19 protein-coding genes are annotated in these 25,936 nt (G+C 71.5%); 18 read left to right on the forward strand and 1 reads right to left on the reverse strand.

Annotated elements, in window-relative coordinates; genetic code table 11:
* The first annotated feature begins 102 nt into the window (after nt 1–102).
* The 17 genes from ABD401_RS18885 to ABD401_RS18965 all read left to right on the forward strand — a co-directional run bounded on the left by ABD401_RS18885 (nt 103) and on the right by ABD401_RS18965 (nt 22,595).
* Nucleotides 103–2,283, forward strand: coding sequence for an ABC transporter substrate-binding protein (locus ABD401_RS18885; protein ID WP_344607589.1), 2,181 nt, complete (start codon nt 103–105; stop codon nt 2,281–2,283).
* 61 nt (nt 2,284–2,344) lie between these two features.
* Entirely contained in the window at nt 2,345–4,573 is a 2,229-nt protein-coding gene (locus tag ABD401_RS18890) for a molybdopterin oxidoreductase family protein (protein ID WP_344607591.1), read from the forward strand.
* A 23-nt stretch (nt 4,574–4,596) separates the two neighbouring features.
* Complete coding sequence (locus ABD401_RS18895) at nt 4,597–5,364, forward strand: SDR family NAD(P)-dependent oxidoreductase (RefSeq protein WP_344607593.1); 768 nt, start codon at nt 4,597–4,599, stop codon at nt 5,362–5,364.
* A gap of 1 nt (nt 5,365) precedes the next feature.
* On the forward strand, nt 5,366–6,532 hold the full coding sequence (locus ABD401_RS18900) for an acyl-CoA dehydrogenase family protein (protein ID WP_344607595.1): 1,167 nt from the start codon (nt 5,366–5,368) through the stop codon (nt 6,530–6,532).
* Between the two features lie 95 nt (nt 6,533–6,627).
* Nucleotides 6,628–7,830, forward strand: coding sequence for an acyl-CoA dehydrogenase family protein (locus ABD401_RS18905; RefSeq protein ID WP_033385017.1), 1,203 nt, complete (start codon nt 6,628–6,630; stop codon nt 7,828–7,830).
* Nucleotides 7,827–8,930: an acyl-CoA dehydrogenase family protein gene (locus tag ABD401_RS18910; protein WP_344607597.1), complete on the forward strand. Its 1,104-nt coding sequence runs from the start codon at nt 7,827–7,829 to the stop codon at nt 8,928–8,930. Before ABD401_RS18905 ends, ABD401_RS18910 begins: the two co-directional genes overlap by 4 nt.
* Nucleotides 8,927–9,682 (forward strand): SDR family NAD(P)-dependent oxidoreductase, encoded by a 756-nt coding sequence (locus ABD401_RS18915; protein WP_344607599.1) that lies wholly within the window; start codon nt 8,927–8,929, stop codon nt 9,680–9,682. The genes ABD401_RS18910 and ABD401_RS18915 overlap by 4 nt, the downstream gene beginning before the upstream one ends.
* A gap of 41 nt (nt 9,683–9,723) precedes the next feature.
* Nucleotides 9,724–11,157, forward strand: coding sequence for an aldehyde dehydrogenase (locus ABD401_RS18920; protein WP_344607600.1), 1,434 nt, complete (start codon nt 9,724–9,726; stop codon nt 11,155–11,157).
* Nucleotides 11,154–12,344, forward strand: a complete 1,191-nt coding sequence (locus ABD401_RS18925) for a thiolase family protein (RefSeq protein ID WP_344607602.1) — start codon at nt 11,154–11,156, stop codon at nt 12,342–12,344. Before ABD401_RS18920 ends, ABD401_RS18925 begins: the two co-directional genes overlap by 4 nt.
* Complete coding sequence (locus ABD401_RS18930) at nt 12,341–12,814, forward strand: Zn-ribbon domain-containing OB-fold protein (RefSeq protein ID WP_344607604.1); 474 nt, start codon at nt 12,341–12,343, stop codon at nt 12,812–12,814. Before ABD401_RS18925 ends, ABD401_RS18930 begins: the two co-directional genes overlap by 4 nt.
* Nucleotides 12,811–13,596 (forward strand): crotonase/enoyl-CoA hydratase family protein, encoded by a 786-nt coding sequence (locus ABD401_RS18935; RefSeq protein ID WP_344607606.1) that lies wholly within the window; start codon nt 12,811–12,813, stop codon nt 13,594–13,596. The genes ABD401_RS18930 and ABD401_RS18935 overlap by 4 nt, the downstream gene beginning before the upstream one ends.
* Entirely contained in the window at nt 13,593–15,908 is a 2,316-nt protein-coding gene (locus ABD401_RS18940) for a CaiB/BaiF CoA transferase family protein (RefSeq protein WP_344607608.1), read from the forward strand. Before ABD401_RS18935 ends, ABD401_RS18940 begins: the two co-directional genes overlap by 4 nt.
* A gap of 210 nt (nt 15,909–16,118) precedes the next feature.
* The gene (locus ABD401_RS18945; protein ID WP_344607610.1) at nt 16,119–16,985 is read left to right on the forward strand and encodes an SDR family NAD(P)-dependent oxidoreductase; all 867 of its coding nucleotides are present in this window, start codon (nt 16,119–16,121) and stop codon (nt 16,983–16,985) included.
* A gap of 90 nt (nt 16,986–17,075) precedes the next feature.
* Complete coding sequence (locus ABD401_RS18950) at nt 17,076–18,332, forward strand: cytochrome P450 (RefSeq protein WP_344607612.1); 1,257 nt, start codon at nt 17,076–17,078, stop codon at nt 18,330–18,332.
* Nucleotides 18,329–19,849 carry a class I adenylate-forming enzyme family protein gene (locus ABD401_RS18955; RefSeq protein WP_344607614.1) on the forward strand — a complete coding sequence of 507 codons (1,521 nt, stop codon included), beginning with the start codon at nt 18,329–18,331 and terminating at the stop codon, nt 19,847–19,849. Before ABD401_RS18950 ends, ABD401_RS18955 begins: the two co-directional genes overlap by 4 nt.
* Nucleotides 19,850–19,853: 4 nt before the next feature.
* Entirely contained in the window at nt 19,854–21,020 is a 1,167-nt protein-coding gene (locus ABD401_RS18960; RefSeq protein WP_344607616.1) for an aromatic ring-hydroxylating oxygenase subunit alpha, read from the forward strand.
* Between the two features lie 42 nt (nt 21,021–21,062).
* Nucleotides 21,063–22,595, forward strand: coding sequence for an ABC transporter substrate-binding protein (locus ABD401_RS18965; RefSeq protein ID WP_344607618.1), 1,533 nt, complete (start codon nt 21,063–21,065; stop codon nt 22,593–22,595).
* Between the two features lie 101 nt (nt 22,596–22,696).
* On the opposite strand, the gene ABD401_RS18970 is transcribed toward ABD401_RS18965, so the two are convergent.
* Nucleotides 22,697–23,599 carry an enoyl-CoA hydratase-related protein gene (locus tag ABD401_RS18970; protein ID WP_344607620.1) on the reverse strand — a complete coding sequence of 301 codons (903 nt, stop codon included), beginning with the start codon at nt 23,597–23,599 and terminating at the stop codon, nt 22,697–22,699.
* A gap of 114 nt (nt 23,600–23,713) precedes the next feature.
* Between ABD401_RS18970 and ABD401_RS18975 the strand changes: the two genes are divergently transcribed.
* Nucleotides 23,714–25,924, forward strand: coding sequence for a molybdopterin-containing oxidoreductase family protein (locus ABD401_RS18975; RefSeq protein WP_344607622.1), 2,211 nt, complete (start codon nt 23,714–23,716; stop codon nt 25,922–25,924).
* The last annotated feature ends 12 nt before the right edge of the window (nt 25,925–25,936 follow it).

The raw sequence follows: 25,936 nt of genomic DNA on the forward strand, positions 1-25,936 counted from the left end.
CCGGTCGCTCCGACCAGTTCAGCGAGGACGAGATCTTCGCCGCCTACGCCGGCACGAACACCGGCGGCGGCCCCCAGGTTGTGCAGCAGGGAGGAACCGTCAGTGTCTGATATCCGATTCGGCCGGCGCGCGCGGACGACAGCTGTCGTCGGCGTGGCCGCGCTCTCCGTGTTGCTCACCGGGTGCGGGGGCACCCGCATGAGCGACGAAGCGATCGTCGAGGCGGCGGGCGCTGCGCAGCAGGCGCAGGCCGGCGGCGCCGTCACCGACGGCCTCGGCGCGGTTCCGGGCGTCGACCCCGGCACCGGCGCGGCCCCCGACGCTCCCGGCGCGGTCGGCACCGACCCCGGCACGGTTGCCCCCGGTGCCACGACCGGCGGCCCGACCACCGGCGGTGGCTCGACCAACGCCGGCGGCGGCAAGAACAACGCCGGCGGTTCGACCAACGCCGGCGGCGCCACCACGGGTGGCGGCCAGGCGTCGGGCGGCCAGGCGGCCGGCCCGGTCACCCGCAAGTCCGTCATCAAGCTCGGCGCGGTCGGTACTTTCTCCGGCCCCGTCGGCGGTCTGGTGAAGGACACCGTCACCGGTATCCGCGTCTGGGCGCAGGCTGTCAACGCGGCCGGCGGCATCAACGGCCACCCGGTCGAGATCCTCGTCGGTGACGACGGTGGTGACCCCGCGCGCTTCAACTCGATCCTGCAGCAGTTCGTCGAGCAGCAGGGCGTCCAGGCGTTCCTCTACACGACGCTCGGCTTCGCGCCGAACGGCAACAACAAGTACCTGGACTCGAAGAAGATCTTCACCTTTGCGCACGAGGGTGGCCTCGAGGTTCCCTACAAGAACCCGTACGTCCTCACGCCGGCCCCCGCGGGTCTGACCTACGCGGACGTCATGGTGCTCTCGTTCGGCGCGGGCATCGGCGCGAAGGGCGGCGTCAAGCTCGCCTCGTTCGCCTGCAGTGACTTCGGTCTGTGCGACAACTTCGACAAGCGCTGGAGCGACAAGAACGTCCTCGACAAGGCCGGCTTCTCGCTGGTCGCCCGTGGTCGTCCGTCGCTGACCCAGCCGGACTACACCTCGCAGTGCCTGGCCGCCAAGCAGGCCGGCGCCGAGGCGATCATCGTCGCCCTCGACGGTGCGGCCATCCGCCGCTTCGCCAGCGACTGCGCGCGGCAGAACTACCGTCCGAAGCTCTCGTCCGCCGACCTGGTCATCACCAAGGACCTCCCTGGCGACAAGAACGTCGACGGCCTGGTGATCGGCACCAAGATGGCGCCGTTCACCAACACGGGCGTTGCGGGCATCAAGGAGATGCACACGGCGTTCGCCCGCTTCGCGCCGGGCCAGGTCATCACCGGTGGCATCTCGTACGGCTGGCTGATCGGTGAGTTCTTCGCCGCGGCCGCCAAGAACCTGCCGGACAAGCAGACCCTGAAGGACATCGAGGAAGGCATCTACTCGATCAAGAACAACAACCTGAAGGGCATGACGTTCCCGATCACCATGACTCGCGGCAAGGCGATGGACCGTCAGCTCTGCTACGGCGTCGCGGTCGTCGCCGGTGACAAGTTCGCCACCGGCTCGGGCAAGTCGTTCACCTGTGCCAAGAACGGCAAGCCGCTGAGCAACCCGGACGACTACTCGTCCCAGATGGGTGCGGCCGCCGGTGCGGTCGAGCAGGCCTCGCCGACCCGCGCCGCTCTGCAGGCGTCGACCCCGGCGGCGGCTCCGGCCGCCCCGGCGACGCAGCAGCAGGCGTGGCTGCCGGAGCTGAACCCGATCGTGGGTGTCGTGCCGGCCCGGGCCCGCGTGGCCACCTCGGCGCCCGCCCGTAACGCCACCGCCGGCGCCACGGCGACCGGTCAGGCGGCGGCGGACACCTGCCCGCCGGACCGGGTCGCGGGTCTGTCGTACCTGCTGGATGCGCTGCAGACGGGTAGTTCCGCCGGCCCGAGTATCCTCTACGGCATCGCGCTCGCGGTCCTCGGCACGCCGCTGCCCGAGCCGCTCGGGCAGTACCAGGGCCAACTGCTCGCCGAGTCCGCCAAGTTCGCCGAGCAGATGAGCAAGGACGGCCCGCAGGCCATCCAGGACTTCCGGTCGGTCATCGAGCCGCTCGCGGCCTACAACGAGCAGGCCAACGGCTTCATCGACGCCGGCGCCGAGGCGCTCGACGGCATCGCGAAGGACTACGGTCAGTTCATCCAGCCGGGTGACCGCAGCCTGCAGCAGCTCGCGGCTTCGTTCCGCGAGGCGAAGGCGACGAACACGCCCTGCTAGAAAGCGGACACCCCTCCGGTGGGGTCTCCGCTGCCGGAGACTCCACCGGAAGGGGGCACCGATGCGTACCGCCCGTCGCATCTGCCCGTTGTGCGAGGCCATGTGCGGCCTCGACGTCACGCTCGACTCCGCGCCCGACGGGACGGAGGTCGTCACCGCCGTCCGCGGCGCCGACGACGACGTGTTCAGCCGCGGCTACCAGTGCCCCAAGGGCGTCTACCTCGGGGCGCTGGACAGCGATCCGGACCGCCTGACGGTCCCGCTGATCCGCACCGACGACGGCTTCGTCGAGGCCTCCTGGGAGGAGGCCTTCGCGGCCGTCCGGGCCGGCCTCGACGCGGTGCGCGAGGCCCACGGCTCCGAAGCCTTCGCGCTGTACCGGGGCAACCCCACGGCCCACAACTTCGCCGCCGTGCCCTACCTGCGCGTCCTCATGGGCGCGATGAAGACCCGTCAGCACTACACGGCCAGCTCGGCCGACCAGATGCCGGCGCACGTGGCTGCCGGCGCGGTGTTCGGGTCCCCGATGTCGATCCCGGTCCCGGACATCGATCACACCTCGTACCTGCTGATGCTCGGTGCCAACCCGCTGGTCTCCAACGGCAGCCTGTTCACCGCTCCCGACCTGCCGCGCCGGCTGCGGGAGCTCAAGAAGCGCGGCGGCTCGCTGGTCGTCGTCGACCCGAAGCGCACCGAGACCGCGCGCCGCGCCGACCGGCACCTCGCGATCCGCCCCGGCACCGACGCCCTGTTCCTGCTCGCGCTGCTCGCGGAGCTCGACGCCACCGGCAAGGTGACGCCGGGTCAGCACGCGGTGGCCTTCGCCGGTCTGGACGAGGTGCTGCGCCTGGCCGCCCCGTTCACGCCGGAGCGCGTCGCGGGCGCGACCGGCCTCGACCCCGCCGACATCCGCGCGGTGGCGCAGGACCTGGCCGCCGCCCCGACCGCCGCGGTCTACGGGCGGATCGGGACGTGCACGACGGTCCACGGCACGCTGACGCAGTGGCTGATCGTGGTGCTCAATGCCGTGACGGGGAACCTCGACCGGCCCGGTGGTGTGATGTTCCCGCGCAGCGCGATCCGCCCCGCCTACCTGCCCGAGGCCCCGATGAAGGTGGGGCGTTGGCACAGCCGCGTCCGCAACCTGCCCGAGGTGATCGGCGAGTTCCCGGTCGCCACCCTGGCCGAGGAGATCACCGAGCCCGGGGCCGGGCAGATCCGCGCGCTGATCACCGTGGCCGGTAACCCCGTCCTCTCCGCGCCGAACGGCGACCGGCTCGACGAGGCGCTGCCGACGCTCGACTACATGGTCAGCGTCGACCCGTACCTGAACGAGACCACCCGGCACGCGAACGTGATCCTGCCGCCGCCGCGGGTCCTGCAGAACGGCCACTTCGACTGGCTGCTCAGCGGATTCCAGGTCCGCGCCGTCGTCCGCTACACGCCGGCCGCGGTGGAACTGGGCCCCGATCAGCTCTCCGAGGCGGACATCCTCGCCCGCCTCGCGGCCATCTGCGCGGGGAACGACGCCCCCGCGGCGACGGCCGCGGCCGGCGCCAAGCTCGTCGACGGCATGCTGGCGCGCGCGGTGACGATGCCGAGCTCGCCGGTGGAGGGCCGCGACCCCGCCGAGCTGCTCGCCGCGGTCACCGGCCGCAGCGACCTCGAGCGCCACCTCGACGTGATGTTGCGCCTCGGCCCGTTCGGCGACGGCTTCGGCGCGAACCCCGACGGGGTCACGCTCGCCAAGCTGCTGGAGCGCCCCGAGGGCATCGACTACGGCCCGATGGAGCCGCGCCTGGCCGAGGTGACGATCCACCCGGACGGGCTCGTCCGGCTCTGCCCGGCGGAGTTCGCCGCGCAGGTCGAGACCCTCGCCGCCGACCTCGACCGCGCCTGGCCGGAGTACGTGCTGATCGGCCGCCGTGCGCTGCGGTCCAACAACAGCTGGATGCACAACCTGCCGGACCTGATCGGCGGCTCGACGCGGTGCACGTTGCAGATGCATCCCGACGACGCGGCCAAGCTCGGGATCGCCGACGGCGCCGACGTGACGATCACGTCCGCCGCCGGATCGGTGACGGCCCCGGCCGAGCTGACGCCGGCGATGCGCGCCGGTGTCGTGAGCCTGCCCCACGGGTGGGGACACGACGTCCCCGGCGTCCGGTTGAAGGTCGCCACCTCGGCGGCCGGCGTCAACGCCAACGCCCTGACCGATCACCGCGTGGTCGACCCGCTCTCCGGCACCGCCGTTTTCAACGGGGTGCCGGTCGAACTGACCCCCGCTTAGCAACCCGCACGCAAGGAGTACGTATGTCAGGCCCGCTCGCCGGGGAGATCGCGCTCGTCACGGGGGCATCCGGTGGTCTCGGCCGCCGGTTCGCCGTCGCGCTCGCGGAGCAGGGGGCGACGGTCGTCGCCACCGCCCGACGCAAGGACCGGCTCGACGAGGTCGCCGCGGAGATCGCGAACGGCGGCGGTCGGTGCGTCCCGTGGGCGCTCGACCTCGAGAACGACGACCTCGGCGAGGCGCTCGCCCGGATCTCCGACGAGGTCGGGCTGATCACGATCCTCGTGAACAACGCGGCGGCGGTCGACGGCCGCCGCGCGCACAAGATGCCGGTCGAGCTGACTGACACCGTCCTCGACACGAATCTGCGAGCGCCGTGGCTGCTCGCCACCGGCGTCGCCGCGCGGTTGATCGAGGCCGGCCGGGGCGGGCGCATCGTGAACATCTCCTCGATCGCCGCGACCAACTACGGCCCGGACTCGGCGCCGGCGGCGCTCTACTCCGTCACCAAGGCCGCGCTGAACCGGATGACCGAGGTCCTCGGGGTCGAATGGGCGCGGTTCGGGATCAACGTCAACGGCATCGAGCCCGGCTTCGTCCACACGGAGATGGTCGACGGGATGATGGAGCGGACCGGTCTGACCGTGGATCAGGTCGCCGCCCGGCAACCGCGCAAGCGGATGATGACGCCGGCAGACCTCGACGGCACCCTGCTGTACCTCGTGGGCCCGGCCTCGGCCACGGTCACCGGCACGGTCGTCGTCGTCGACGACGGCGGGTTCGGGCGCTGACATGGCCACCGACCTCTGGGCGCCCCGCCCGTTCTTCGACGCCGACCACGAGGCGTTCCGCGACGCCGTCCGCACCTTCGTGACTCGGCACGTCGCGGGAGAGATGGACCGCTGGGAGCACGAGGGCATCGTGTCCCGCGACGTCTGGCTCGAGGCCGGGCGCCAAGGCCTGCTCGGCATCTCGTTCCCCGAGAAGTTCGGGGGCGGCGGTGTCGAGGACTACCGCTTCCGCTGCGTGGTGATCGAGGAACTGCAGCGCGTGGGAGCGGCCTCACTCGCCGTCAGTTTCGCGACACAGTCGGACATCGCGGCGCCGTACCTGCGCGACTTCGGGTCCGTGGAACAGCTGGAGCGCTGGCTCCCCGGCTGCTCCACGGGTGAGCACATCGTCGCGATCGCGATGACCGAGCCCGGCACCGGCAGTGACCTGCAAGGGATCCGGACGACCGCCCGCCGCGACGGGTCGGACTGGATCCTCAATGGGTCGAAGACCTTCATCAGCAACGGCATCCTCGCCGACCTCGTGGTCGTCGTCGCCCGCACCGATCCGGACGCGGGCAGCCGCGGGTTCAGTCTGTTCGTCGTCGAGGAGGGCATGCCCGGGTTCTCCCGCGGCCGCAACCTCGACAAGGTCGGTCTGCACGGGCAGGACACCGCGGAGCTCGTCTTCGAAGACGTCCGCGTCCCCGAAGCGAACCTGCTCGGCGAGCCCGGTGGGGGCTTCTCGATGCTGATGCGCCAGCTCGCCGGCGAGCGGATGAGCATCGCGTACACCGCGTGTGCGGGCAGCCGGGCCGCGCTGGCGTGGACGCTGGAGTACGTCCGCGACCGCTCCGCGTTCGGCCGGCGGGTGGCGGACTTCCAGAACACCCAGTTCGTCCTCGCGGAGTGCGTGACCGAGCTCGACGTCACCCAGGCCTACGTCGAGTCGCTCGTCGACCCGCTGAACCGGGGCGAGCTCTCCGCCGTCGACGCCGCCAAGGCGAAGTGGTGGGGCTCGGAGATGCACAAGCGCACCGTGGACCGCTGCCTGCAGCTCTTCGGCGGCTACGGCTACATGGAGGAGTACCCGATCGCGCGGGCCTACCGGGACACCCGGATCTCGACGATCTACGGCGGAACCACCGAGATCATGAAGGTGATCATCGGCCGCGACCTGGTCGGCTGAGTCTCCGGTAATCTAAAGGTATTAGACAGCGTCATCTCGGCTGGATCAGCACCGAGAAGGCGCGTAACCTATACCTTGTAGGTTAGTGGGTGGAGATGCCGGGAGGCGGAGGAGTGACGGACCTGTCCGCACGGGTCGACGCGCTGCTGGCGCAGTGCGACCCGGCCACGACCGCACCGCAGGAGTTCCTGCGGGCGCGGTTCGACGCGGGCCTGGCGCGGGTGGACTACCCGGTCGGGCGCGGTGGGCTGGGCCTGGATCCCGTGCTGCAGGAGACCGTCGACCGCGCGCTCTCCGCGGCCGGCGCCCCGGGCAACGACCCGGACAACAACGTCATCGGGCTCGGCATGGCGGCCCCGACGCTGCTCGCGTTCGGGACGCCGGAGCAACTCGACCGCTGGCTCCGGCCGCTGTGGACGGGGGAGGAGCTGTGGTGCCAGCTCTTCTCGGAGCCCGGCGCCGGGTCCGACCTCGCCGGTCTCGCCACCTCAGCGGTCCGGGACGGCGACGCCCCGGACGCCGACTGGGTCGTCAACGGCCAGAAGGTCTGGACCACGCTCGCGCATCAGGCCCGCTGGGCGTTGCTCGTCGCGCGGACCGACCCGACGGTGCCGAAGCACCGCGGCCTCACCTACTTCGTCGTCGACATGCAGGCGCCCGGGATCGAGATCCGGCCGCTGCGTCAGATCACCGGTGAGACCGAGTTCAACGAGGTCTTCCTGACCGACGTCCGCGTTCCCGACGCCTACCGCATCGGGGCCGTCGGCGCGGGCTGGGCGGTCACGCAGGGCACGCTGATGAACGAGCGGGTCCAGTACACGTCCGGCCCCGCCCCCCGCGGGTCCGGACCGATCGGTTGCGTCGTCGAGGCCTGGCGCGCGCACCCGGAGCAGCGGACCGCCGGTCTGCAGACGCGCCTGCTCGAACTCTGGGTCGACGCCGAGGTCGCCCGGCTCGCCGCCGCGCGGCTCGGGCAGCAGATCGCGGCCGGTCAGCCGGGCCCGGAGGGGTCGGCGGCCAAGCTCGAGTACGCGCGGCTGAACCAGGCGATCTCCTCCCTCGAGCTCGACCTGCTCGGCGACGACGGCCTGCGGTACGCGGACTACACCACGCGCATGCCGGTGATGGAGCCCGAGGAGACCAAGGAACCGGGCTGGCGCTACCTGCGCTCGCGGGCGAACTCGATCGAGGGTGGGACGTCGGAGATCCTGCGCAACATCGTCGCGGAACGCGTGCTCGGCCTCCCCGCCGAACCTCGCGCGGACAAGAACACCGCGTGGAAGGACCTGCCGCGATGAGCGTCGGAGACCTCATCTACACCGACACCGAGGAGCAGTTGCGGGCCAGCGTCCGCGACCTGCTCGCCGACCGGGCTCCCTGGCCGGCCGTGCTCGCGCGGACCGAGACCGCGGAGCCGGTCGACACCGACCTCTGGCGGCGCCTGGCGCAGCTCGGCGGCGCCGGCCTGGCCGTGCCCTCGACGTGGGGCGGCGTCGACGCGTCCTGGCGCGAGGCGGCCGTCGTCGCCGAGGAACTCGGGCGGGCCGTCGCGCCCCTGCCGTTCCTCGGGCACGCCGTCGCGACCGCGCTGCTCCTGGAGCTCGGCGACGAGGACCTGCTCCCCGCCGTCGCGGCGGGGGAGCGCACCGCGGCCGTCGTCGTGCGCGCCGCCACCGCTGCGCACGAGAACGCGGCTTCCGTGGACCTCCGGGACGGTCGGCTGCACGGTTCGGTGCCGGCCGTCCTGGACGCCACCACCGCCGACCTGCTGCTGGTCCGGGCCGGGGACGCGCTGTACGCCGTCGACGCGGCGGACGCCCGCGTCACGCCGGCGCCGTCGCTGGACCGGACCCGCCCGATCGCGGACATCAGCTTCGACGGGGCGCCGGGCACGGTCGTGGCCTCCGGGCCGGCGGTCGACGAGGCGCTCGCGAAGGCGCTGCAGATCGGGGCGGTCCTGCTGGCCGCCGAGCAGCTCGGGCTCGCTCAGCGCTGCTTGGAGATCGCGGTCCAGTATCTGCAGACGCGTCGTCAGTTCGGTCGCCTGATCGGGGAGTTCCAGGCTCTCAAGCACCGCGCCGCCGACGTGTGGGTCCGCAACAGCGGCGTCCGCGCCGCCGCGCGGTACGCCGCCGACTGCGCCGCGACGGACGCGGCCGACCTGCCCGTCGCGGCCGCGCTCGCGCAGGCCGCCGCCTCACCCGCCGCCGAGCTCGCCGCGCAGGAGTGCCTGCAGCTGCACGGCGGCATCGGTTTCACCTGGGAGCTGCCCGTGCACCTGTACCTCAAGCGGGCCAAGAGTTCCGCGATCCTGCTCGGGACCGCGGACCGGCACCGGGCCGCGATCGGCGACCTGGTCGGGATCCCCGCGGTGCCGACCGAAGGGGCCGCCGCATGATCGACCTGACCGGACTTCACGTCGTCGTCACCGGCGGCAACTCGGGCCTGGGCCTCGGCATGGCCCTGGGGGTCGCGCGGGCCGGGGCGAACGTCTCGATCTGGGGCCGCAACGCCGAGCGCAACGCCGAGGCGGCCGCGCAGGTCGCCGCCCTCGGGGTGCAGGCGCTCCCCGTCGAGTGCGACGTCACCGACGAGAAGGACATCGCCGCGGCGATGAACCGCACGATCGAGTCCCTCGGCCCGCTCGGGTGCATGGTCGCGAACGCCGGGATCGCCGGCGAGACCAAGCTCGTCGACACCTCGCTGGACGAATGGCACCGCATCATGCGCGTCAACGTCGACGGCGTGTTTCTGACGGCCCGTGAGGCGGGCCGGCGCTTCGTCGCGCAGGACACGGGCGGCTCGCTCGTCCTCGTCTCCTCGACCGCGAGCCGGTTCGGCGCCGGCGGGCTCGGCGCCTACGCCACCAGCAAGTCCGCCGTGGTCGGCATGGGGCGCACCTTCGCCGTCGAGCTGGCCCGGCACCGCGTCCGCGCCAACGTGCTCATCCCCGGCTGGACCCGTACCGCGATGAACGAGCACCTGCAGGCCGACGAACGCTTCATGGCGGCGACGACCGGCCGCACGCCGGTCCGCCGGTGGGCCACCGCCGACGAGTTCGAGAAGGTCGCCGTGTTCCTCGCCGACCCCAGCCAGACCTTCCACACCGGCAACGAAGTCGTCGTCGACGGCGGCTACTGCATCTTCTGACTCGACCGCCCGACCGCCCGACGCCCTAGGTAAGGAATCGCATGGACAGGCTCTCGCTCTTCATCGACGGCGAGCAGGTCGCTCCGCTCGACGGGACGACCCGCGACGTGGTCGAGGCCGCGACCGGTGACGTGATCGGGACCGCCGCGCTCGGCGGTGTCTCGGACATCGACCGCGCCGTCACCGCCGCCGCGCGTGCGAAGAAGGGCTGGGCGGCCACGCCGGCGAAGGAGCGGGCCGACCTGATCGACCGCATGGCCGGCGCGCTGTTCGAGGCGGGCAAGGAGACGGCGGCCCTCGTCAGCCGCGAGAACGGCATGCCGATCCGCTTGTCGATCGGGGCGAACAAGTTCGCCCCGGCCGCGATCTTCCAGTACTACGCCGGCCTCGTGCGCGGCGACGTGGAGAACGACGAGCGCAACGGCCAGCTGGCGCGCACCCTCGTCCGCCGTGACCCGATCGGTGTCGTCGCCGCGATCACGCCGTGGAACTACCCGCAGGCGCTCGCCGCGATGAAGCTCGGCCCCGCGCTGGCGGCCGGCTGCACCGTCGTCCTGAAGCCGGCGCCGGAGACCGCGCTCGACGCGCACGCGTTCGCCGACGCGGCCGCCGCGGCGGGTCTGCCGCCGGGCGTCCTCAACGTTGTTCCCGCGGACCGTGAGGCCGGCGCGGCGCTGGTCTCGCACGCCGAGGTCAACAAGGTCGCGTTCACCGGGTCGACGGCCGCGGGCCGCGCGATCGGCGCCGAGTGCGGACGGTTGCTGCGTCCGGTCACGCTCGAGCTCGGTGGCAAGTCCGCCTCGATCGTCTGCGAGGACGCCGACCTCGAGCTGTTCGCGAAGGCGCTGCTGGAGATCTCGCTGCCGAACAACGGCCAGACCTGCCACGCCTGCACACGCATCCTGGCCCCGGCCGGCCGGTACGCCGAGGTCGTCGAGGCCGTCACCGAGACCGTGCGCAGCCTGCGGATCGGCAACCCGCTCGAGAAGGACACGCAGATCGGCCCGCTGGTCAGCCCGGCGCAGCGCGACCGCGTCCTCGACTACGTGAACATCGGGCGCACCGACGGTGGCCGCGTCACCGTCGGCGGCGAGGTCCCGGCCGACCTGCCCGGCTGGTACGTGCAGCCGACCGTCTTCGCGGACGTCGACAACAACGCCCGGATTGCACAGGAGGAGATCTTCGGCCCGGTCCTCGCGGTGATTCCCTACCGCGACGAGGACGAGGCCGTCGCCCTCGCGAACGACTCGGAGTACGGCCTCGGCGGCACGGTGTGGACCGGCGACGTCGAGCGCGGCATCGCGATCGCCGACCGCATCGAGACCGGCACCGTCGGCGTGAACCACTACGCGCTCGACTTCGGCGCTCCGTTCGGCGGTGTGAAGGCCAGCGGCCTCGGCCGTGAGCTCGGGCCCGAGGGCCTCGCGCCGTACGTGCAGACCCGGTCGGTCTACCTGGCACCGGTGGCGCGATGAGCTCGGCGGCGATCGCCGGGCTCGGCATCACCGAGCTCGGGAAGGTGTACGGCCGCTCGTCGTCGAGCCTGGCCGCCGAGGCGGTCCGGCTCGCCGCCGCCGACGCGGGCATCCCGCTCTCGGCCGTCGACGGGCTGCTGATCAGCTCCGGGCAGAAGCAGGACGTCGGCATCACGCTGGCCAACGCGCTCTCGACCGGCCCCCTGGGTCTCTGCATGACGATGAACTCGTTCGGCGCCACGGCGGGAATCATGGTCGCGACCGCGGCCAAGGCGATCGCCGAGGGAACCGCGACCACCGTGGCGTGCGTCTTCGCCGACACCCCGCTCAAGCCGAAGCAGAGCACCGGGGCGGCCTGGGGTTCGCCGCGCGCCTCGACGCGGGAGATCGCGGGGCTCGGCGGCTGGTCGCTCGCCGGCGGCGCGATCAACCCCAACATCCTCTACGCGATGTGCGCCCGCCGGCACATGGAGCGCTACGGCACGACGTCGGAGCAGCTCGGCCAGATCGCCGTCGCCCAGCGGGCGTGGGCGCAGCACAACCCGCTCGCCGCGATGCGCGAACCGATGACGCTTGAGGACCACCAGAACTCGCGCTGGATCGCCGACCCGCTGCACCTGCTCGACTGCTGCCTCGTCAGCAACGGCGCGGTCGCGGTCATCGTCACCGCCGCGGACCGGGCGAAGGACCTGGCGAAGCCGCCGGTCCACGTCTGGGGTTGGGGGCAGGCGCACGAGGTCCGGCGGATGCACCGCGGTTCGGACTGGGGCCTGGTCACCCCGGCCGCCCGGTCCGGGGCGGCCGCGATGCGGATGGCCGGCATCGGCGTCGACGACGTCGACGTCGCCGAGCTCTACGACTGCTACACCTACACGGTGCTCGTGACGCTCGAGGACTACGGGTTCTGCGAGAAGGGCGAAGGTGGCGCGTTCGTCTCCGACGGCCGGCTCGCCCCCGGCGGCAAGCTCGCGGTCAACACCGGCGGCGGCCAGCTGTCGGGCTACTACATGTGGGGCATGACGCCGCTGTCCGAGGCGATCATCCAGGCCCGCGGCGAGGGTGGCGCGCGGCAGGCGCCGCGCAATGACGTCGTCCTCGTCTCCGGCAACGGCGGCATCCTCGAACACCACTCGACGCTCGTGCTGAGCCCGCACGCGCGCAAGCTCCCCGCGGAGGTGACCGCATGAGTACGCCCGAGGTCTCGGAGCTGCCGCCGCCGTTCCCGGCGGTCCAGCGCGACCGCGCGACCGAGGCGTTCTTCGACGCCGCGAGCCGCGGTGAGCTGCTCGTGCAGCAGTGCGCCGGCTGCGACACCGTCCTGCCGCCCGAGGCCAAGACCTGCTTCTCGTGCGGGTCGGACAACCTCGGCCCGACCGTGGTGTCGGGGAGGGGCCGCCTGATCACCTGGGTCGTCGTGACGCACGCGCCGGTTCCGGTGCTCGCGGGCGCGGTCCCCTACGTGAGCGCCGTCGTCGAGCTCGACGAGGGTCCCTGGCTGATGGTCCGTCTGGTCGACGCGGACCCCACGGCGCTGGCGGCGGGTGACGCGGTGCAGGTCGACTTCGTCCGCTCGGGCGCTGGGGAGAACACCGGAGAGATGCTGCCGGTGTTCCGGCCGGTCGGCTCCGAGGAGAACGCAACGGAGGAGAAGGCATGACCGAGCCGGCGGCGAAGCTGGAGAAGCGCGGCAACATCGGGATCCTGACGCTGAACCGGCCGGATGCCCTCAACGCGGTGAACGCCGACCTGGCGATCGCCGCCGGCGCCGCGCTGGAGGAGGCCCAGTCCGACCCGGAGATCCGCGTCGTCGTGCTCACCGGGGCCGGTCGCGCGTTCTGCGCCGGCGCGGACCTCAAGGAGCTGGCGAAGGGCAACCGCATCGACGACCGGGAGCACCCCGAGTGGGGCTTCGGCGGGATCGTCCAGCACTGGATCGCCAAGCCGACCATCGCGGCCGTCAACGGCTTCGCGCTCGGCGGCGGCACCGAGATTCTGCTCGCCTGCGACCTCGCGGTCATCGACGAGACGGCGTCGCTCGGCCTCCCCGAGGTCAAGCGTGGCCTGCTTGCCGCGGCCGGCGGCGTCATCCGGTTGCAGCGTCAGATCCCCTTCAAGGTCGCCCTCGAGGCGATGCTGACCGGTGACGCGATCAGCGCCGCCCGCGCCTACGAGCTGGGCCTGGTCAACCGGGTCGCCCCGGCGGGCACCGCGCTGGACGTCGCGCTCTCGCTCGCGGAGACCATCGCCGCCAACGCTCCGCTGTCCGTCGAGCAGAGCAAGCGCGTCGCGCACACCACGGCCGCCATGGGCTCCGACTGGGAGCCCGAGGTGTGGGAGGTCAACAAGGACGCGGCGAAGGTCGTGTTCACCAGCAAGGACGCGATGGAGGGCCCGCGCGCCTTCGCCGAGAAGCGCAAGCCGGAGTGGCAGGGACGATGAGCACGAATCTTCCGCTGCGGGGACTGCGCGTCCTCGACCTGACGAGCGGCGCCGCGGAGGCCTGCGGCCGCTACCTCGCCGACCTCGGCGCCGACGTCCTCCTCGTCGAGCCGCCGGGCGGGTCGCCGAGCCGGGCCGACTCGATCGGCTTCGGTCTGCGCAACGCGAACAAGCGCGGCGTCGTGCTCGACCTGACGGAGGCTCAGGGTCGCGAGCGGCTGCTCACGCTCGCCGGCGAGGTCGACATCGTCGTGGAGTCGCTGCCGCGCGAGGTGCTCGCGGCCGGGGTCACTCCGGAGGCGCTGCTCGCCGCGCACCCGGGGCTCGTCGTCGTCTCCGTCACCGACTTCGGTCGTACCGGTCCCTACGCGGACTACGTCGGCACCGACGCGGTGCTCGCCGCGATGGGTGGCGTGCTGTCGCGCTCCGGTCTGCCCGGCCGGCCGCCGCTGCTGCCGCCGTCCGGGATCGTCGCGCAGACCGTCGCGGTGCACGCCGCGCTGGCCGCGCTCGTCGCGCTCGCGAAGCGGCTGCGCACCGGTGCGGGCGAACTCGTCGACGTCTCGGCGTTCGAGGCGGTCGTCCACGGCTTCGACCCCGGCTTCGGCACGCAGGGCTCGGCGGCCGCGGGGCGCAAGGAGTCCTTCCCCCGCGACCGGCCCGACGCCGCCGCGTTCTACCCGGTCTTCCCGTGCGCCGACGGGCACGTTCGCATCGCGCTGCTCGCCCCGCGTCAGTGGCAGTCGATGTTCGACTGGCTCGGCCGGCCCGAGGAGTTCGCGGACCCGAAGTACAACCACATCGCGGTCCGCTTCGAGGCGTCCGACCGGCTGCACCCGCTGATCGCCGCGCACTTCGCGAACACCCCGCGCGCCGAGCTCGTCGCCGAGGGCACGCGCCGCGGCATTCCGATCTCCGCGGTGCTGAGCCCGTCCGAGGTGCTCGCCGCGGACCACTTCGCCGCCTCGGGTGCACTGGTCGACGCCGAGATCGTCGACGGTGTCAGCGCCCGCGTGCCCCACGGCTACCTGTCGGTCGACGGCGAGCGGGCCGGTCTCCGCCACCGCGCGCCGCGGGTGGGGGAGCACGACGGCGAGCCGCTGCCCGCCGCGGACCGCCTGACCTCGGTGGACCTCCCCGGTGACGGCGAGGGTCCGCTGTCGGGGCTGCGCGTGCTGGACCTCGGTGTCATCGTCTTCGGTGCGGAGCTCACCCGGCTCCTGGCCGACCAGGGCGCCGACGTTCTCAAGATCGAGAACTCGGCGTTCCCCGACGGCCTGCGGCAGACCCGCAAGAACTCGACGATGAACGCCTCGTTCGCCTGGGGTGCGCGGAACAAGCGCGGCCTCGGCCTCGACCTCCGCAGTGAGGAGGGGCGCGCGATCGTCCGCGAGCTCGTCCGGACCGCCGACGTCGTCACCGGCAACTTCAAGCCGGGGACGCTGGAGTCGCTCGGGCTCTCGTTCGAGCAGCTGGTCGAGATCAACCCCCGGATCATCGTCTCCGACTCCAGCGCCTTCGGCTCGCGTGGTCCGTGGAGCGACCGCATGGGTTACGGCCCGCTGGTGCGGGGCGCCTGCGGTGTCTCGACGCTGTGGCGGTACCCCGAGGGCGACCCCGACCACGACACCTACTGCGACGGATCGACCGTCTACCCCGACCACATCGCGGCGCACGTCGGCGCCGTCGGCGTGGTCGCCGCGCTGCTGAACCGGGCGCGGACCGGGCGTGGGGCGGGGCTGGAGCTGGCCCAGGCCGACGTCGCCGTCGTCCACCTCGGCCCGCTGCTCGCGCAGGAGTCGCTCTACCCGGGCTCGGTGGGCCCGGCCCGCGCTCCCGAGCCCGGTGGCGCGGGCGCCGGCGTGTACCCGTGCGCGGGTGACGACGAGTGGGTGGTGGTCGATGTCCGGGACGAGGCCGACGCCAAGCGTCTGGCCGAGGTGACCGGGGGCGAGGCCCTCGAGGCCTGGACCGCCGGCCGTACCCCGGCCGAGGCGGCGCAGGTGCTCCAGGCCGCGGGCGTCCCCGCGGGCCCGATGCTCCGTCTGCCCGACCAGTTGACGGATCCTCAGCTCGTGGAGCGTGGTGCGTTCCGGACCCTGGAGCACCCCGAGCTCAAGGCCCCGATCCCGACCAACGCCCACCTCGCCCGGTTCTCCACGATCCCCGACCCGCCGCTGCGCCCCGCCCCGCTGCCGGGCGAGCACACGGTCGAGATCGCGACCCACGAACTCGGCTTCGACGAGGCCCGCGTCGCGGCCCTGATCGAGGCGGGCGTCCTCCAGGTCCCCGCCGCCCCCGACGCCGACTAGCTGTCAAAAAAGGGTGACACCCCTTACTGCCGAGTAAGGGGTGTCACCCTTTTTTGACGCCGGAAGGGGTGTCACCCCCAGTGGGGCGGGTGGGGCTGGTGCGACGCCGGGTCGGCGACGCCGGAAGCTGAGCGATTCCCGAAACCCTTGTCGCGGTCCGACTCCGTTTGTTATATCTAAAGGTATTAGACACGCAGCGGAGGGGAACCCATGGCCGGCAGGCTCGAAGGCAAGGTCGCGATCATCACCGGAGCCGGGTCCGGCCTGGGCCGGGAGGCGGCGCAGCTCTTCGCCGCCGAGGGCGCCAGCATCGTCGTGATGGACGTGCTCGGTGACCGCGCCGAGGCGACGGTCCAGCTCCTGGAGGACGCCGACCGCCCCGCGGTCGCGGTCGTCGGTGACACCACCGTCGAGGCCGACGTCGCGCGCACGGTCGAGACCGCCCTGGAGCGCTTCGGCAAGCTCGACATCATGTGGGCGAACGCCGGCATCGTCAGCCGCGGCGGCGTCCCCACCGTTATGGGCGGTGAGTCGCTCGCGTTCGAGGACTTCCCCCTCGAGGACTGGAACGAGGTCATCGGGGTCAATCTGACCGGCCCGTTCCTGTGCGCGAAGCACGCGGTCAAGCCGCTGCGCGAGAACGGCGGCGGCGTCATCCTCATGACCTCGTCGGCGGCCTCGTTCGCGGCGTACCACAGCATCTCGCCGTACATGGCCTCGAAGTCCGGCGTGAACGGCCTTGTCCGCGGGCTCTCGCTCGACCTCGGCAAGTGGGGCATCCGTGTCTGCGGCATCGCCCCGACGCACGGCATGTCCCCGAACTTCCTCATGGAGCGGGGCGCCCCGGTCGTCGGCCAGTCCTACGAGCAGGTCGCCGGCCCGTGGGACAAGCGCGTCACGCCGATCCCGCTCAAGCTCGACCGTCCGCCGACGCTGCGCGACAACGCGAACGTCGCGCTGTTCCTGGCCTCCGACGAGGCCGCCTACCTCTCCGGCCAGACGATGGTCTCGACCGACGGCGGCACGCTCGCCCGCGTCGCGATCCCGTTCCCCGAGGACCAGCCCGACCTCAGCTGACGCCCACGCTGTTGCCCCCGCCTGACGCATAGTCACCCGCCGAGCCCCACCCCGCTGCACCCGCCCGCATCGCCGCCCCCAGGAGCAACCATGCCCACCGAGTTCGAGTCCGTCCCCGAGCACCTGCGCACCGACTTCGACATCTTCGACGAGTCGATGGCCCAGCCCGTGGACCGGGTGCAGGACATCCTGGCCGAGATGGCGCAGAAGTCGCCGATCTACTTCTCGAGCAAGTACGGCGGCCACTGGGTCGTCCTCGGCTACGAGGAGGTGCACCAGGTCATGCGTGACCCGTACACCTTCTCCAGCTACCCCAACAACCTGGTGCCGCACGGCGCCGGCAAGTTCCTGCCGCTCGAGCTCGACCCGCCGGAGCACACGCTCTACCGGCACGCGCTGCAGCCGCTGTTCAACCCGAAGCGCATGGCCGCGCTCGAGCCGAACATCCGCCGCATCGTCAACGAGCTCATCGACGGGTTCGCCCACCGCGGTGAGGCCGAGTTCGTCTCCGAGTTCGCGCACGAGCTCCCGGCGCGCGTCTTCCTCGCGCTGATGGACTGGCCGCTCGAGGACGCCGACTTCTTCACCCACGCGACGGACGTGACGCTGCACGGTGTCCCCGGTGGCACCGAGGAGGAGTCGCACGCCGCCCGTATGCAGGCCGGCGTCGACATGTTCACGTACTACTCGAAGGTCGTCGCGGACCGTCGCGCCCGCGGCCCCGAGGCCGACGACATCACCTCGCAGATCGTCCACCAGTCGATCGGCACCGGTGACGAGGAGCGCCCGCTCACCGACGAAGAGCTCGCGAACATGTTCTTCCTGCTCTGCATCGCCGGTCTGCACACCGTGCAGGGCACGCTCGGCTGGTCGATGATGCACCTGTCGGAGAACCCGGACGAGCGTAAGAAGCTCGTCGAGGACCCCTCGCTCATCCCGGCCGCGGTCGAGGAGATGCTCCGCATGGAGGGCGCCGTCTCCGCCGGCCGCCGCGCGACCAAGGACACCGAGATCGCCGGCCAGCCGATCCAGGAGGGCGACCGCGTCCTGGTCGTCCTGTCCGCGGCGAACCGCGACGACTCGGAGTTCGACGCCCCCGACGTCGTCCGCATCACCCGCGAGCCGAACCGTCACCTGTCCTTCGGCGCCGGCCCGCACCGCTGCCTGGGCTCGCACCTCGCGCGCGTCGAGATCCGCATCGCGCTCGAGGAGCTGCACCGCCGCATCCCCGACTACCGCATCGACCCGAGCAAGCCGAGTGTCTTCAACGCCGGCCAGGTTCGCGGTGTCGTGACGCTGCCGGTGCTGTTCACGCCGGAGCAGGTCCCCGCGGGGGCGTCGGCATGACGGAGCTCTGCACCGACGGCATCTCGTACTGGGCCCGGCAGGCGCCGGACCGGCTCGCGATCGTCTTCGACGGCACGGACCGCGTCACCTACGCCGAGCTGGACGCGTGGACCGACGCGGCGGCGCACTGGCACCTCTCCCAGGGTCTGCAGCCCGATGAGCGCATCGGCATCATCGGCGGCAACAGCCTGGAGTGGGTCGTCTCCGCGATCGGCGCGCTCAAGCTCGGCGGCGTCGTGGTTCCGCTCAACAACCGCTTCACGCCCGACGAGCTGCAGTACCTCGTCGAGGACTCCGAGCCGCGCTACGTCCTCGCCGACGACGCGCACGCGGAGCCGATGGCGGCGGCACTCGCCGGCGGCCCCGGCGCGCAGGGTGTGAAGCAGTTCGCGCTGAGCGAGTTCAGCGTCCTGCGCGGGCAGAACCCCGGCCCGGTCGCGCGGCCGACCGCCGGTCCCGACGACATCGCCCAGATCGTCTACACCTCGGGCACGTCGGCGCGGCCGAAGGGCGTCATCTTCACGCACCGCTCGACGTTCAACCTGATCGCCGAGATGGCGTTCGCCGAGCCGGCGCTGCGCCCCGGCGCGCGGATGATCTACCTGCTCTCGATGTCGGGCGCGCCGGGTCTGCTCTGGCACTTCCTGCACCCGCTGACCCGCGGCATGACGCAGTTCTACGAGAAGGCCTTCGACCCGGAGAAGACGCTGCGCCGTCTCGCCGACGAGAAGATCCAGGTTTTCTGCGGCGTGCCCGTGCTCTTCGAGCAGATGATGGCGCGGCCGGAGTTCGCGGACGCGGACCTGTCCTCCCTCGAGCTCGTCACCGTGGCCGCGGCTCGCGTCCAGGTCGCGACGCTGCAGGGTTGGCTGGCGAAGGGCGTGCTGATCCGGCAGGCCTACGGCATGACCGAGCTCGGTGGTCTCTCGACGATCAACCCGGCCGAGCGCGCGCTCGACCACCGCGAGCAGATCGGCCGCGGCACCGTCTTCAACCGCCACCGCGTCGTGCGGCCGGACGGTACCGACTGCGACCCGGGTGAGCCCGGCGAGATCATCGTCGCCGGCCCGGGCGTCACGCCGGGCTACTGGCGCAAGGAGGACGCCTACGCCGAGGCGATGAAGGACGGCTGGTTCCACAGCGGTGACGTCGGCGTCCGCGACGAGGACGGCTACATCCAGATCGTCGACCGGCTCAAGGACATGATCATCTCCGGCGGCTACAACATCGCGCCGTCGGAGATCGAGGCCGTCATCGCCGACGTGCCCGGCGTGCGCGAGGTCTGCGTGATCTCGGCGGACGACCCGAAGTTCGGCGAGGCGCCGGTGGCGATCGTCCACGGCGACGAGTCCCTGACGGCCGAGGCCGTGCTGCTGCGGTGCAAGGAGAAGCTCGCCGGCTACAAGCAACCGCGCGAGGTCGTCCTGACGCCCGCTCCGCTCGAGCGCATGGCCAGCGGGAAGATCCCGCGGCGCAAGATCCGTGACAACTACCTCGAACAGCAGAAGGAACGGTGAGGTCTTGACGAGCGTCGGCATCGACCGGCAGCTGCGCATCCGCCGGACGCTGGAGCACCTGCGGCACGGCACGACGGACGAGGTCGGTGACGTCCTGCCCTTCGGGCCGGCCGACTTCACCGACCCGGAGATCGCGCGCCGCGAGCGCGAGGAGATCTTCGGTCGGGTCCCGTCGGTCGTGGCGTCCAGCGGCGAGCTGCCCGAGCCGCACGACTTCATCACCCGCCAGATGCCGCGCAACCGCGTCGTGGTCATCCGGCAGGAGGACGGGTCGGTCAAGGCCTTCCTCAACGCGTGCCGCCACCGCGGCGCGGCGATCGAGGAGCGGGAGAGCGGCCGGTGCCGGCTGTTCTCCTGCGGCTACCACCGTTGGTCGTACGACCCGGACGGCTCGCTGCGCACCGTCACGCGCAGCGAGAGCTTCGGGGACTTCGACAAGAGCAAGTACGGGCTGATCGAGCTGCCCGTCGAGGAGCGCCACGGCCTGATCTGGATGGTCGACCGCGTCGGTGCGCCGATCGACGTCGCCGAGTGGCTGGGCCCGGAGATGGACGCCGAGCTCGCGAGCTACGGCCTGGACAATCTGGTGACCTTCCGCGCCGAGGGCTTCGACGAGCCGGTGAACTGGAAGATCATGCAGGACGCGTTCATCGACAACTACCACATCCAGTACGCGCACCCGAACACCGCGGCGAAGCACGTCCACACCAACGTCCAGACCGTCGAGGATTTCGGTCGCCACGCCCGGATGACCTCCGCGCGCAAGGCGATCGACAGGTGGCTCGAGGAGGACCCGGGCGACACCGACCTGAGTCCTTACGTGACGGATGGTCACTTCCTCCTGCCGAACAGCACGTTGCTGCGGCAGCCGGACGACCACTACGAGCTGCTGACGTTCCGTCCGCACCCGACCGACCCGGGTTGGTGCCGGATGGAGATGCGGCTGCTGGTGCCCTCCATCGAGGCCAGTGGCCTGCCGCAGGCCAAGTGGGAGCGCGTCTGGGAGAAGAACTGGGAGATCCTCCTGCAGGTCCTGCACCAGGAGGACTTCCCGCTGCTGCGTGACTCCCAGCTCGCGGTCTCCAGCGCCGACATGGCCGGCATGGTCCTGGGGCGCAACGAGGTCGTGAACCAGATCTTCCACCGGGAGATCCGCAAGCTGCTGTCCTGACCGCGGGGCTGGGGGGGACCCACCACCGTCGAAGGAAGCCCGATGTACACACGTCGATCCACGCTGCCCGGGAACAGCGCGATGCGCGCGGTGATCGGCACCCTCGCCCTGACCCTCGCGCTCTCCTCGTGCGGCGGGACCCGCCAGAGTGACGAGGCGATCGAGGCCGCCGCCGGGATCCGTCCCGCCGCGGCGGACGCGGCCGTCCCCGGGGTCGCCGCGGACCCGGCCGCCGCACCGGTCGCCGCCGATCCCGGAGTCGCCGCGCCTGCGAACGTGGCGACGGACTCCGGCCCGGCCATCGCGGCCGGCGGGCCGGCCCAGCCCGCGGCGTCGGGGGGTAATGCGGGGACCGCGCAGACCGCGACTACCGGCACCGCCAAGTCGGGCGGCGCCCCGGCCGCCGCGGCTCCCGGTGTCGTCACGAAGAAGTCGCTGATCAAGCTCGGTTCGGTCGGGACGTTCTCCGGCCCGGTCGGCGCGCTGGTGAAGGACACCGTCACCGGCATCCGCATCTGGGCGCAGGCCGTGAACGAGAAGGGCGGCGTCAACGGCCACCCGATCTCGATCCAGGTCGGCGACGACGGCGGTGACCCCGCGCGGTTCAACTCGATCGTCCAGCAGTTCGTCGAGAAGGACGGCGTGCTGGCGTTCCTGTTCAACACGCTGGCGTTCGCGCCGAACGGGAACAACAAGTACCTGCACTCGAAGAAGATCTTCACCTACTCCGAGACGGGTTCGCTCGAGCTGACGTACAACGACCCGTACGTCCTCACCCCGTCCCCGTCGGGGTTGAGCTACGCCGACGCGATGATCCTCGCGTTCGGCGCCGGCATCGGCGCCAAGGGCGGGGTCAAGATGGCGGCGTACGCCTGCAGCGACTTCAGCCTCTGCGACAACTTCGACAAACGCTGGAGCGACCCGAGCGTCCTGAAGAAGGCGGGCTTCGAGCTCGTCGCGCGCGGCCGTCCGTCGCTGACGCAGCCGGACTACACCTCGCAGTGCCTGGCGGCGAAGCAGAACGGCGCGACCGCGATCCTCGTCGCCCTCGACGGTGCCGCGATCCGCCGCTTCGCCGGTGACTGCGCGCGGCAGAACTACCGGCCCGTCATGTCCTCCGCGGACCTCGTCATCACCAACGACCTGCTCAAGGATCCGAACGTCGACGGCCTCGTCGTCGGCGGGAAGATGGTGCCGTTCCCGAGCACGGACACCCCGGGCATGAAGGAGGCGCACGCCGCCTTCGCCAAGTTCGCCCCGGGGCAGATCGTCACCGGTGGCTACGCCTACGGCTGGCTGGTGGGGGAGTTCTTCGCCCAGACCGCGAAGAACCTGCCGGACAACCCGACGTACCAGGATCTCGAGGACGGCGTCTACGCCATCAAGAACAACGACATGAAGGGCATGACCTACCCGATCACCATCCGCCGTGGTCAGGTCATGGACCGTCAGTTGTGCTTCGGGACGACCATCATCAAGAACGGCAAGTTCGTCCCCGCCCCGGGCCCGGCCCTCCGGTGCGCCAAGGGCGGCAAGCCGATGTCCGGACCCGACGACTACGACAAGATCAGCTGACCTAGCGGAGGGGTGCAACCTCAACTCGGTGCGCAGATCAGCACCGCCCGACGGGCGGGAACCCGTGCTCATCTGCGAACTGAGCGCACGTCGGCCCGGCGCTACTCAGCCGGGGGGCGGTGGTCGGCCGGGGGGACGGGCCAGTCGGGGACGAGGTGGTCCCACTCGGCGACCCGGGCGGTGAACTGAGCCGGGCGCTTCTCCAGGAACGACATGACGCCCTCGGCGGCGTCGGGGCCCTTGCCGGTCGCCGCGAGGGCGGCGGTCTCGATGCGGTGGGCCTCCCACGGTGACGGGGCGTCAAGCATCGACCAGGTGAGGCGGCGGCACAGGGCGACCGAGACGCCCGAGGTGTTCTCGGCGATCTCGGCGGCGAGAGCGCGCGCGGTCGGGATCAGCTCGCCGGCCGGGACGACGCGGGAGACCAGGCGGCCGGCGAGGGCCTCGGCGGAGTCGAAGACGCGGCCGGTCAGCACCCATTCCGAGGCCTGCGAGACACCGACGACGCGGGGGAGGAACCAGCTGGCGGCGCCGTCGTAGACGATGCCGCGGCGGGCGAAGACGAAGCCGAAGCGCGCCGCCTCGGAGGCGATGCGGACGTCGGCGGGCAGCGTCATCGTCGCGCCCACACCGACAGCGACCCCGTTGATCGCGGCGATCAGCGGCTTGCGCAGGGCGGCGAACCGCAGCGTGACGACGCCGCCCCAGTCGCGGGCGACGCCGCCGATCGAGCCGAGGTCGTCGCCGGGCTCGCGGTTCGCGTCCTCGTCGAAGGTCGCGGCGCCCTTCTCCAGGTCGGCGCCGGCGCAGAACCCGCGGCCCTCCCCGGTGAGGATCACGACCCGCACGTCGTCGTCGGCGTCGGCGGCGTCGGCGGCCGCGACGAGCTCCTGGCACATCGTCAGCGTGAACGCGTTCAGCCGCTCCGGCCGGTGCAGCGTGATGGTCGCGATCCGGTCGGCGACCTCGTAGCGGATCTCGGTGAACGAGCTGACGTCCGGCACGGGGGCCTCCGATTTTTCTGAAATTGCTGGCGTTTACCTATAGCCATTAGGCGGCGTTGCGGTGAGGATAGACATGTTCGTCGCCCACCCACCGCCCCGGGAGGCCGCCCCCTCATGACCACCGTCGAGAAGAGCACGTACTGCCGCATCTGCGAGCCGCAGTGCGGGCTGATTGCCACCGTCGAGAACGGCAAGCTGGTCAAGCTCCGCGCCGACAAGGACGACCCTCACAGCAAGGGGTTCTTCTGCACCAAGGGCGTCGCGATGGCGGAGGTGGTCAACGACCCGGACCGGCTCCTGACGCCGATGAAGCGCGTCGGCGGGCCCGGCGAGTTCGAGCCCTGCTCCTGGGACGAGGCGCTGGACGCCATCGCCGCGAGCTTTCAGCGGCTGCGGTCGGCGCACGGCCCCACGTCGCTTGCCGTGCACGAGGGCAACCCGCCGTACTTCTCCTACGCCGCCGCGTTCTGGGGCAAGAACTTCGCCGCCGCGCTCGGCACGCCGTGGTTCTACGGCGTCAACTCCGAGGACGGCGCCTCCCGTGTCGCCGCCTTCAAGATGCTCTACGGGCACTGCGCGCACATGCCGATCCCGGACATCCCGCGCACCGACGTGCTGCTGATGATCGGCGCGAACCCGTGGGTGTCGAAGATGAGCTTCGTCCACGACCCGCGCGTGCGTGAGCACATGACGGGCGTCGTCGAGCGCGGCGGCCGCGTGTTCGTCGTCGATCCGCGCGAGACGCAGACCGCGAAGGTCTTCGAGCACGTCCCGATCCGGGCCGGCCAGGACGCGTTCTTCCTGCTCTCGCTGCTGCACGTGATTCTCGGCGAGGACCTGTACGACAAGGAGTTCGTCGCCCGCTGGACGACCGGCTTCGAGGTCTGGCGCCAGATCGTCAAGCGCTTCCCGCCGGAGGCCACCTCCGAGCGCACCGGCATCGCGCCCGAGGTCGTCCGCGAGATCGCGCGCACGATCGGCAACGCCCGCCGCGCCGTCGTCTACGGCCGCACCGGCACCTGCACGCAGGAGTTCGGGACGCTGACGAACGTCCTGCAGGACTTCGTCAACATCGTCACCGGCAACTTCCAGCGCGAGGGCGGCTGGCTGTGGGCGTGGTCCCCGGTCGAGACCGCCTACCTCGCCGAGAAGCTGAACTTCGCCTCGTTCGGCAAGGTGCGCACCCGCGTCGACAACCTGCCGGACTCCTACGGCTTCCTGCCGTCCTCCGCCCTGGCGACCGAGATCCTCACGCCGGGCGAGGGGCAGATCCGCGGCATGATGATGATCGGGTCGAACCCGGTCGTCACCGGCCCGCAGGGGCAGAAGCTCACCGAGGCGCTCGAGTCGCTGGAGATGTTCGCGGCGATCGACCTCTACATGAACGAGACCAACAAGCACGCGCACTACCTGCTCCCCGCGACGACGATGTACGAGCGCGAGGACGCCCCGATCCAGTTCGCGAACCGCTACATGCGGCCGTCCTTCCGGGTCACCGACAAGGTCATCGAGCCGATGGGGCAGGCTCGCGAGGAGTGGGAGGTCCTCGACGACGTCTGCAAGCGCATGGGTCTCGGCGGCGCGCACATGTTCGGCATCGAGCGGTGGTTCGCCAAGCGCGGCATCGAGATGAAGCCCCGTCACATGGCGGATCTGCTCATCCGGACCGGCAAGGGCGGCGACCTGTTCGGCCTGCGTCGCTCGGGCTGGTCGTGGAAGAAGTACGCCGAGAAGGCTCCGCGCGGCGTCGTGTTCCACGAGGAGATGCCGATCGGCTCGGTTCGGAGCGTCATCAAGACCAAGGACCGCAAGATCCCCATGGCGGACCCGCGCTTCATCGCCGAGCTCGAGCGGCTCGAGGCGACTCCGGTCGAGATCGCCGAGTACCCGCTGCGCATGATCGGCCTGCGCGAGATGAACTCCCACAACTCGTGGATGCACAACTCGCCGCGTCTGATGCCGGACAAGCGCCGCCACCACCTGCACATCAACCCCGAGGACGCGGCCGTGCTCGGCCTGGCCGAGGACGACCTCGCCAACCTCGCCTCCGAGGGCGGGCAGATCGAGGTCCAGGTGACGCTGAACCCGGAGATGATCCGCGGGACGGTCGCGCTGCCGCACGGCTGGGGTCACGCGGGCGGCTGGCAGCGGGCGAACGCGGCCGGCGGGTCGACGTCGAACTTCCTCGCCTCGCGGGTCGAGGCGCTCTCGGGCATCTCGGTGCTGAACGGGATCCCCGTCCGCCTCGACCCGGTCGCGCGGTCGGCCGACGTCGTCGCGGCGGCGGAGGACGTGGCGGCGGACGCTGTTGCCCAGCGCACGTAGCGAAACCTACAA

The organism is Sporichthya brevicatena, from assembly GCF_039525035.1.
Taxonomy (GTDB): Bacteria; Actinomycetota; Actinomycetes; order Sporichthyales; family Sporichthyaceae; genus Sporichthya; species Sporichthya brevicatena.

Excerpts from the sequence above, each read along its gene's own strand:
- ABD401_RS18950 (WP_344607612.1), top strand. The coding sequence starts at position 17,076 with ATGCCCACCGAGTTCGAGTCCGTCCCCGAGCACCTGCGCACCGACTTC.
- ABD401_RS18945 (WP_344607610.1), top strand. The coding sequence starts at position 16,119 with ATGGCCGGCAGGCTCGAAGGCAAGGTCGCGATCATCACCGGAGCCGGG.
- ABD401_RS18905 (WP_033385017.1), top strand. The coding sequence starts at position 6,628 with ATGCCGGGAGGCGGAGGAGTGACGGACCTGTCCGCACGGGTCGACGCG.
- ABD401_RS18920 (WP_344607600.1), top strand. The coding sequence starts at position 9,724 with ATGGACAGGCTCTCGCTCTTCATCGACGGCGAGCAGGTCGCTCCGCTC.
- ABD401_RS18930 (WP_344607604.1), top strand. The coding sequence starts at position 12,341 with ATGAGTACGCCCGAGGTCTCGGAGCTGCCGCCGCCGTTCCCGGCGGTC.
- ABD401_RS18965 (WP_344607618.1), top strand. The coding sequence starts at position 21,063 with ATGTACACACGTCGATCCACGCTGCCCGGGAACAGCGCGATGCGCGCG.
- ABD401_RS18890 (WP_344607591.1), top strand. The coding sequence starts at position 2,345 with ATGCGTACCGCCCGTCGCATCTGCCCGTTGTGCGAGGCCATGTGCGGC.
- ABD401_RS18900 (WP_344607595.1), top strand. The coding sequence starts at position 5,366 with ATGGCCACCGACCTCTGGGCGCCCCGCCCGTTCTTCGACGCCGACCAC.
- ABD401_RS18940 (WP_344607608.1), top strand. The coding sequence starts at position 13,593 with ATGAGCACGAATCTTCCGCTGCGGGGACTGCGCGTCCTCGACCTGACG.
- ABD401_RS18910 (WP_344607597.1), top strand. The coding sequence starts at position 7,827 with ATGAGCGTCGGAGACCTCATCTACACCGACACCGAGGAGCAGTTGCGG.
- ABD401_RS18975 (WP_344607622.1), top strand. The coding sequence starts at position 23,714 with ATGACCACCGTCGAGAAGAGCACGTACTGCCGCATCTGCGAGCCGCAG.
- ABD401_RS18915 (WP_344607599.1), top strand. The coding sequence starts at position 8,927 with ATGATCGACCTGACCGGACTTCACGTCGTCGTCACCGGCGGCAACTCG.
- ABD401_RS18935 (WP_344607606.1), top strand. The coding sequence starts at position 12,811 with ATGACCGAGCCGGCGGCGAAGCTGGAGAAGCGCGGCAACATCGGGATC.
- ABD401_RS18925 (WP_344607602.1), top strand. The coding sequence starts at position 11,154 with ATGAGCTCGGCGGCGATCGCCGGGCTCGGCATCACCGAGCTCGGGAAG.
- ABD401_RS18895 (WP_344607593.1), top strand. The coding sequence starts at position 4,597 with ATGTCAGGCCCGCTCGCCGGGGAGATCGCGCTCGTCACGGGGGCATCC.
- ABD401_RS18955 (WP_344607614.1), top strand. The coding sequence starts at position 18,329 with ATGACGGAGCTCTGCACCGACGGCATCTCGTACTGGGCCCGGCAGGCG.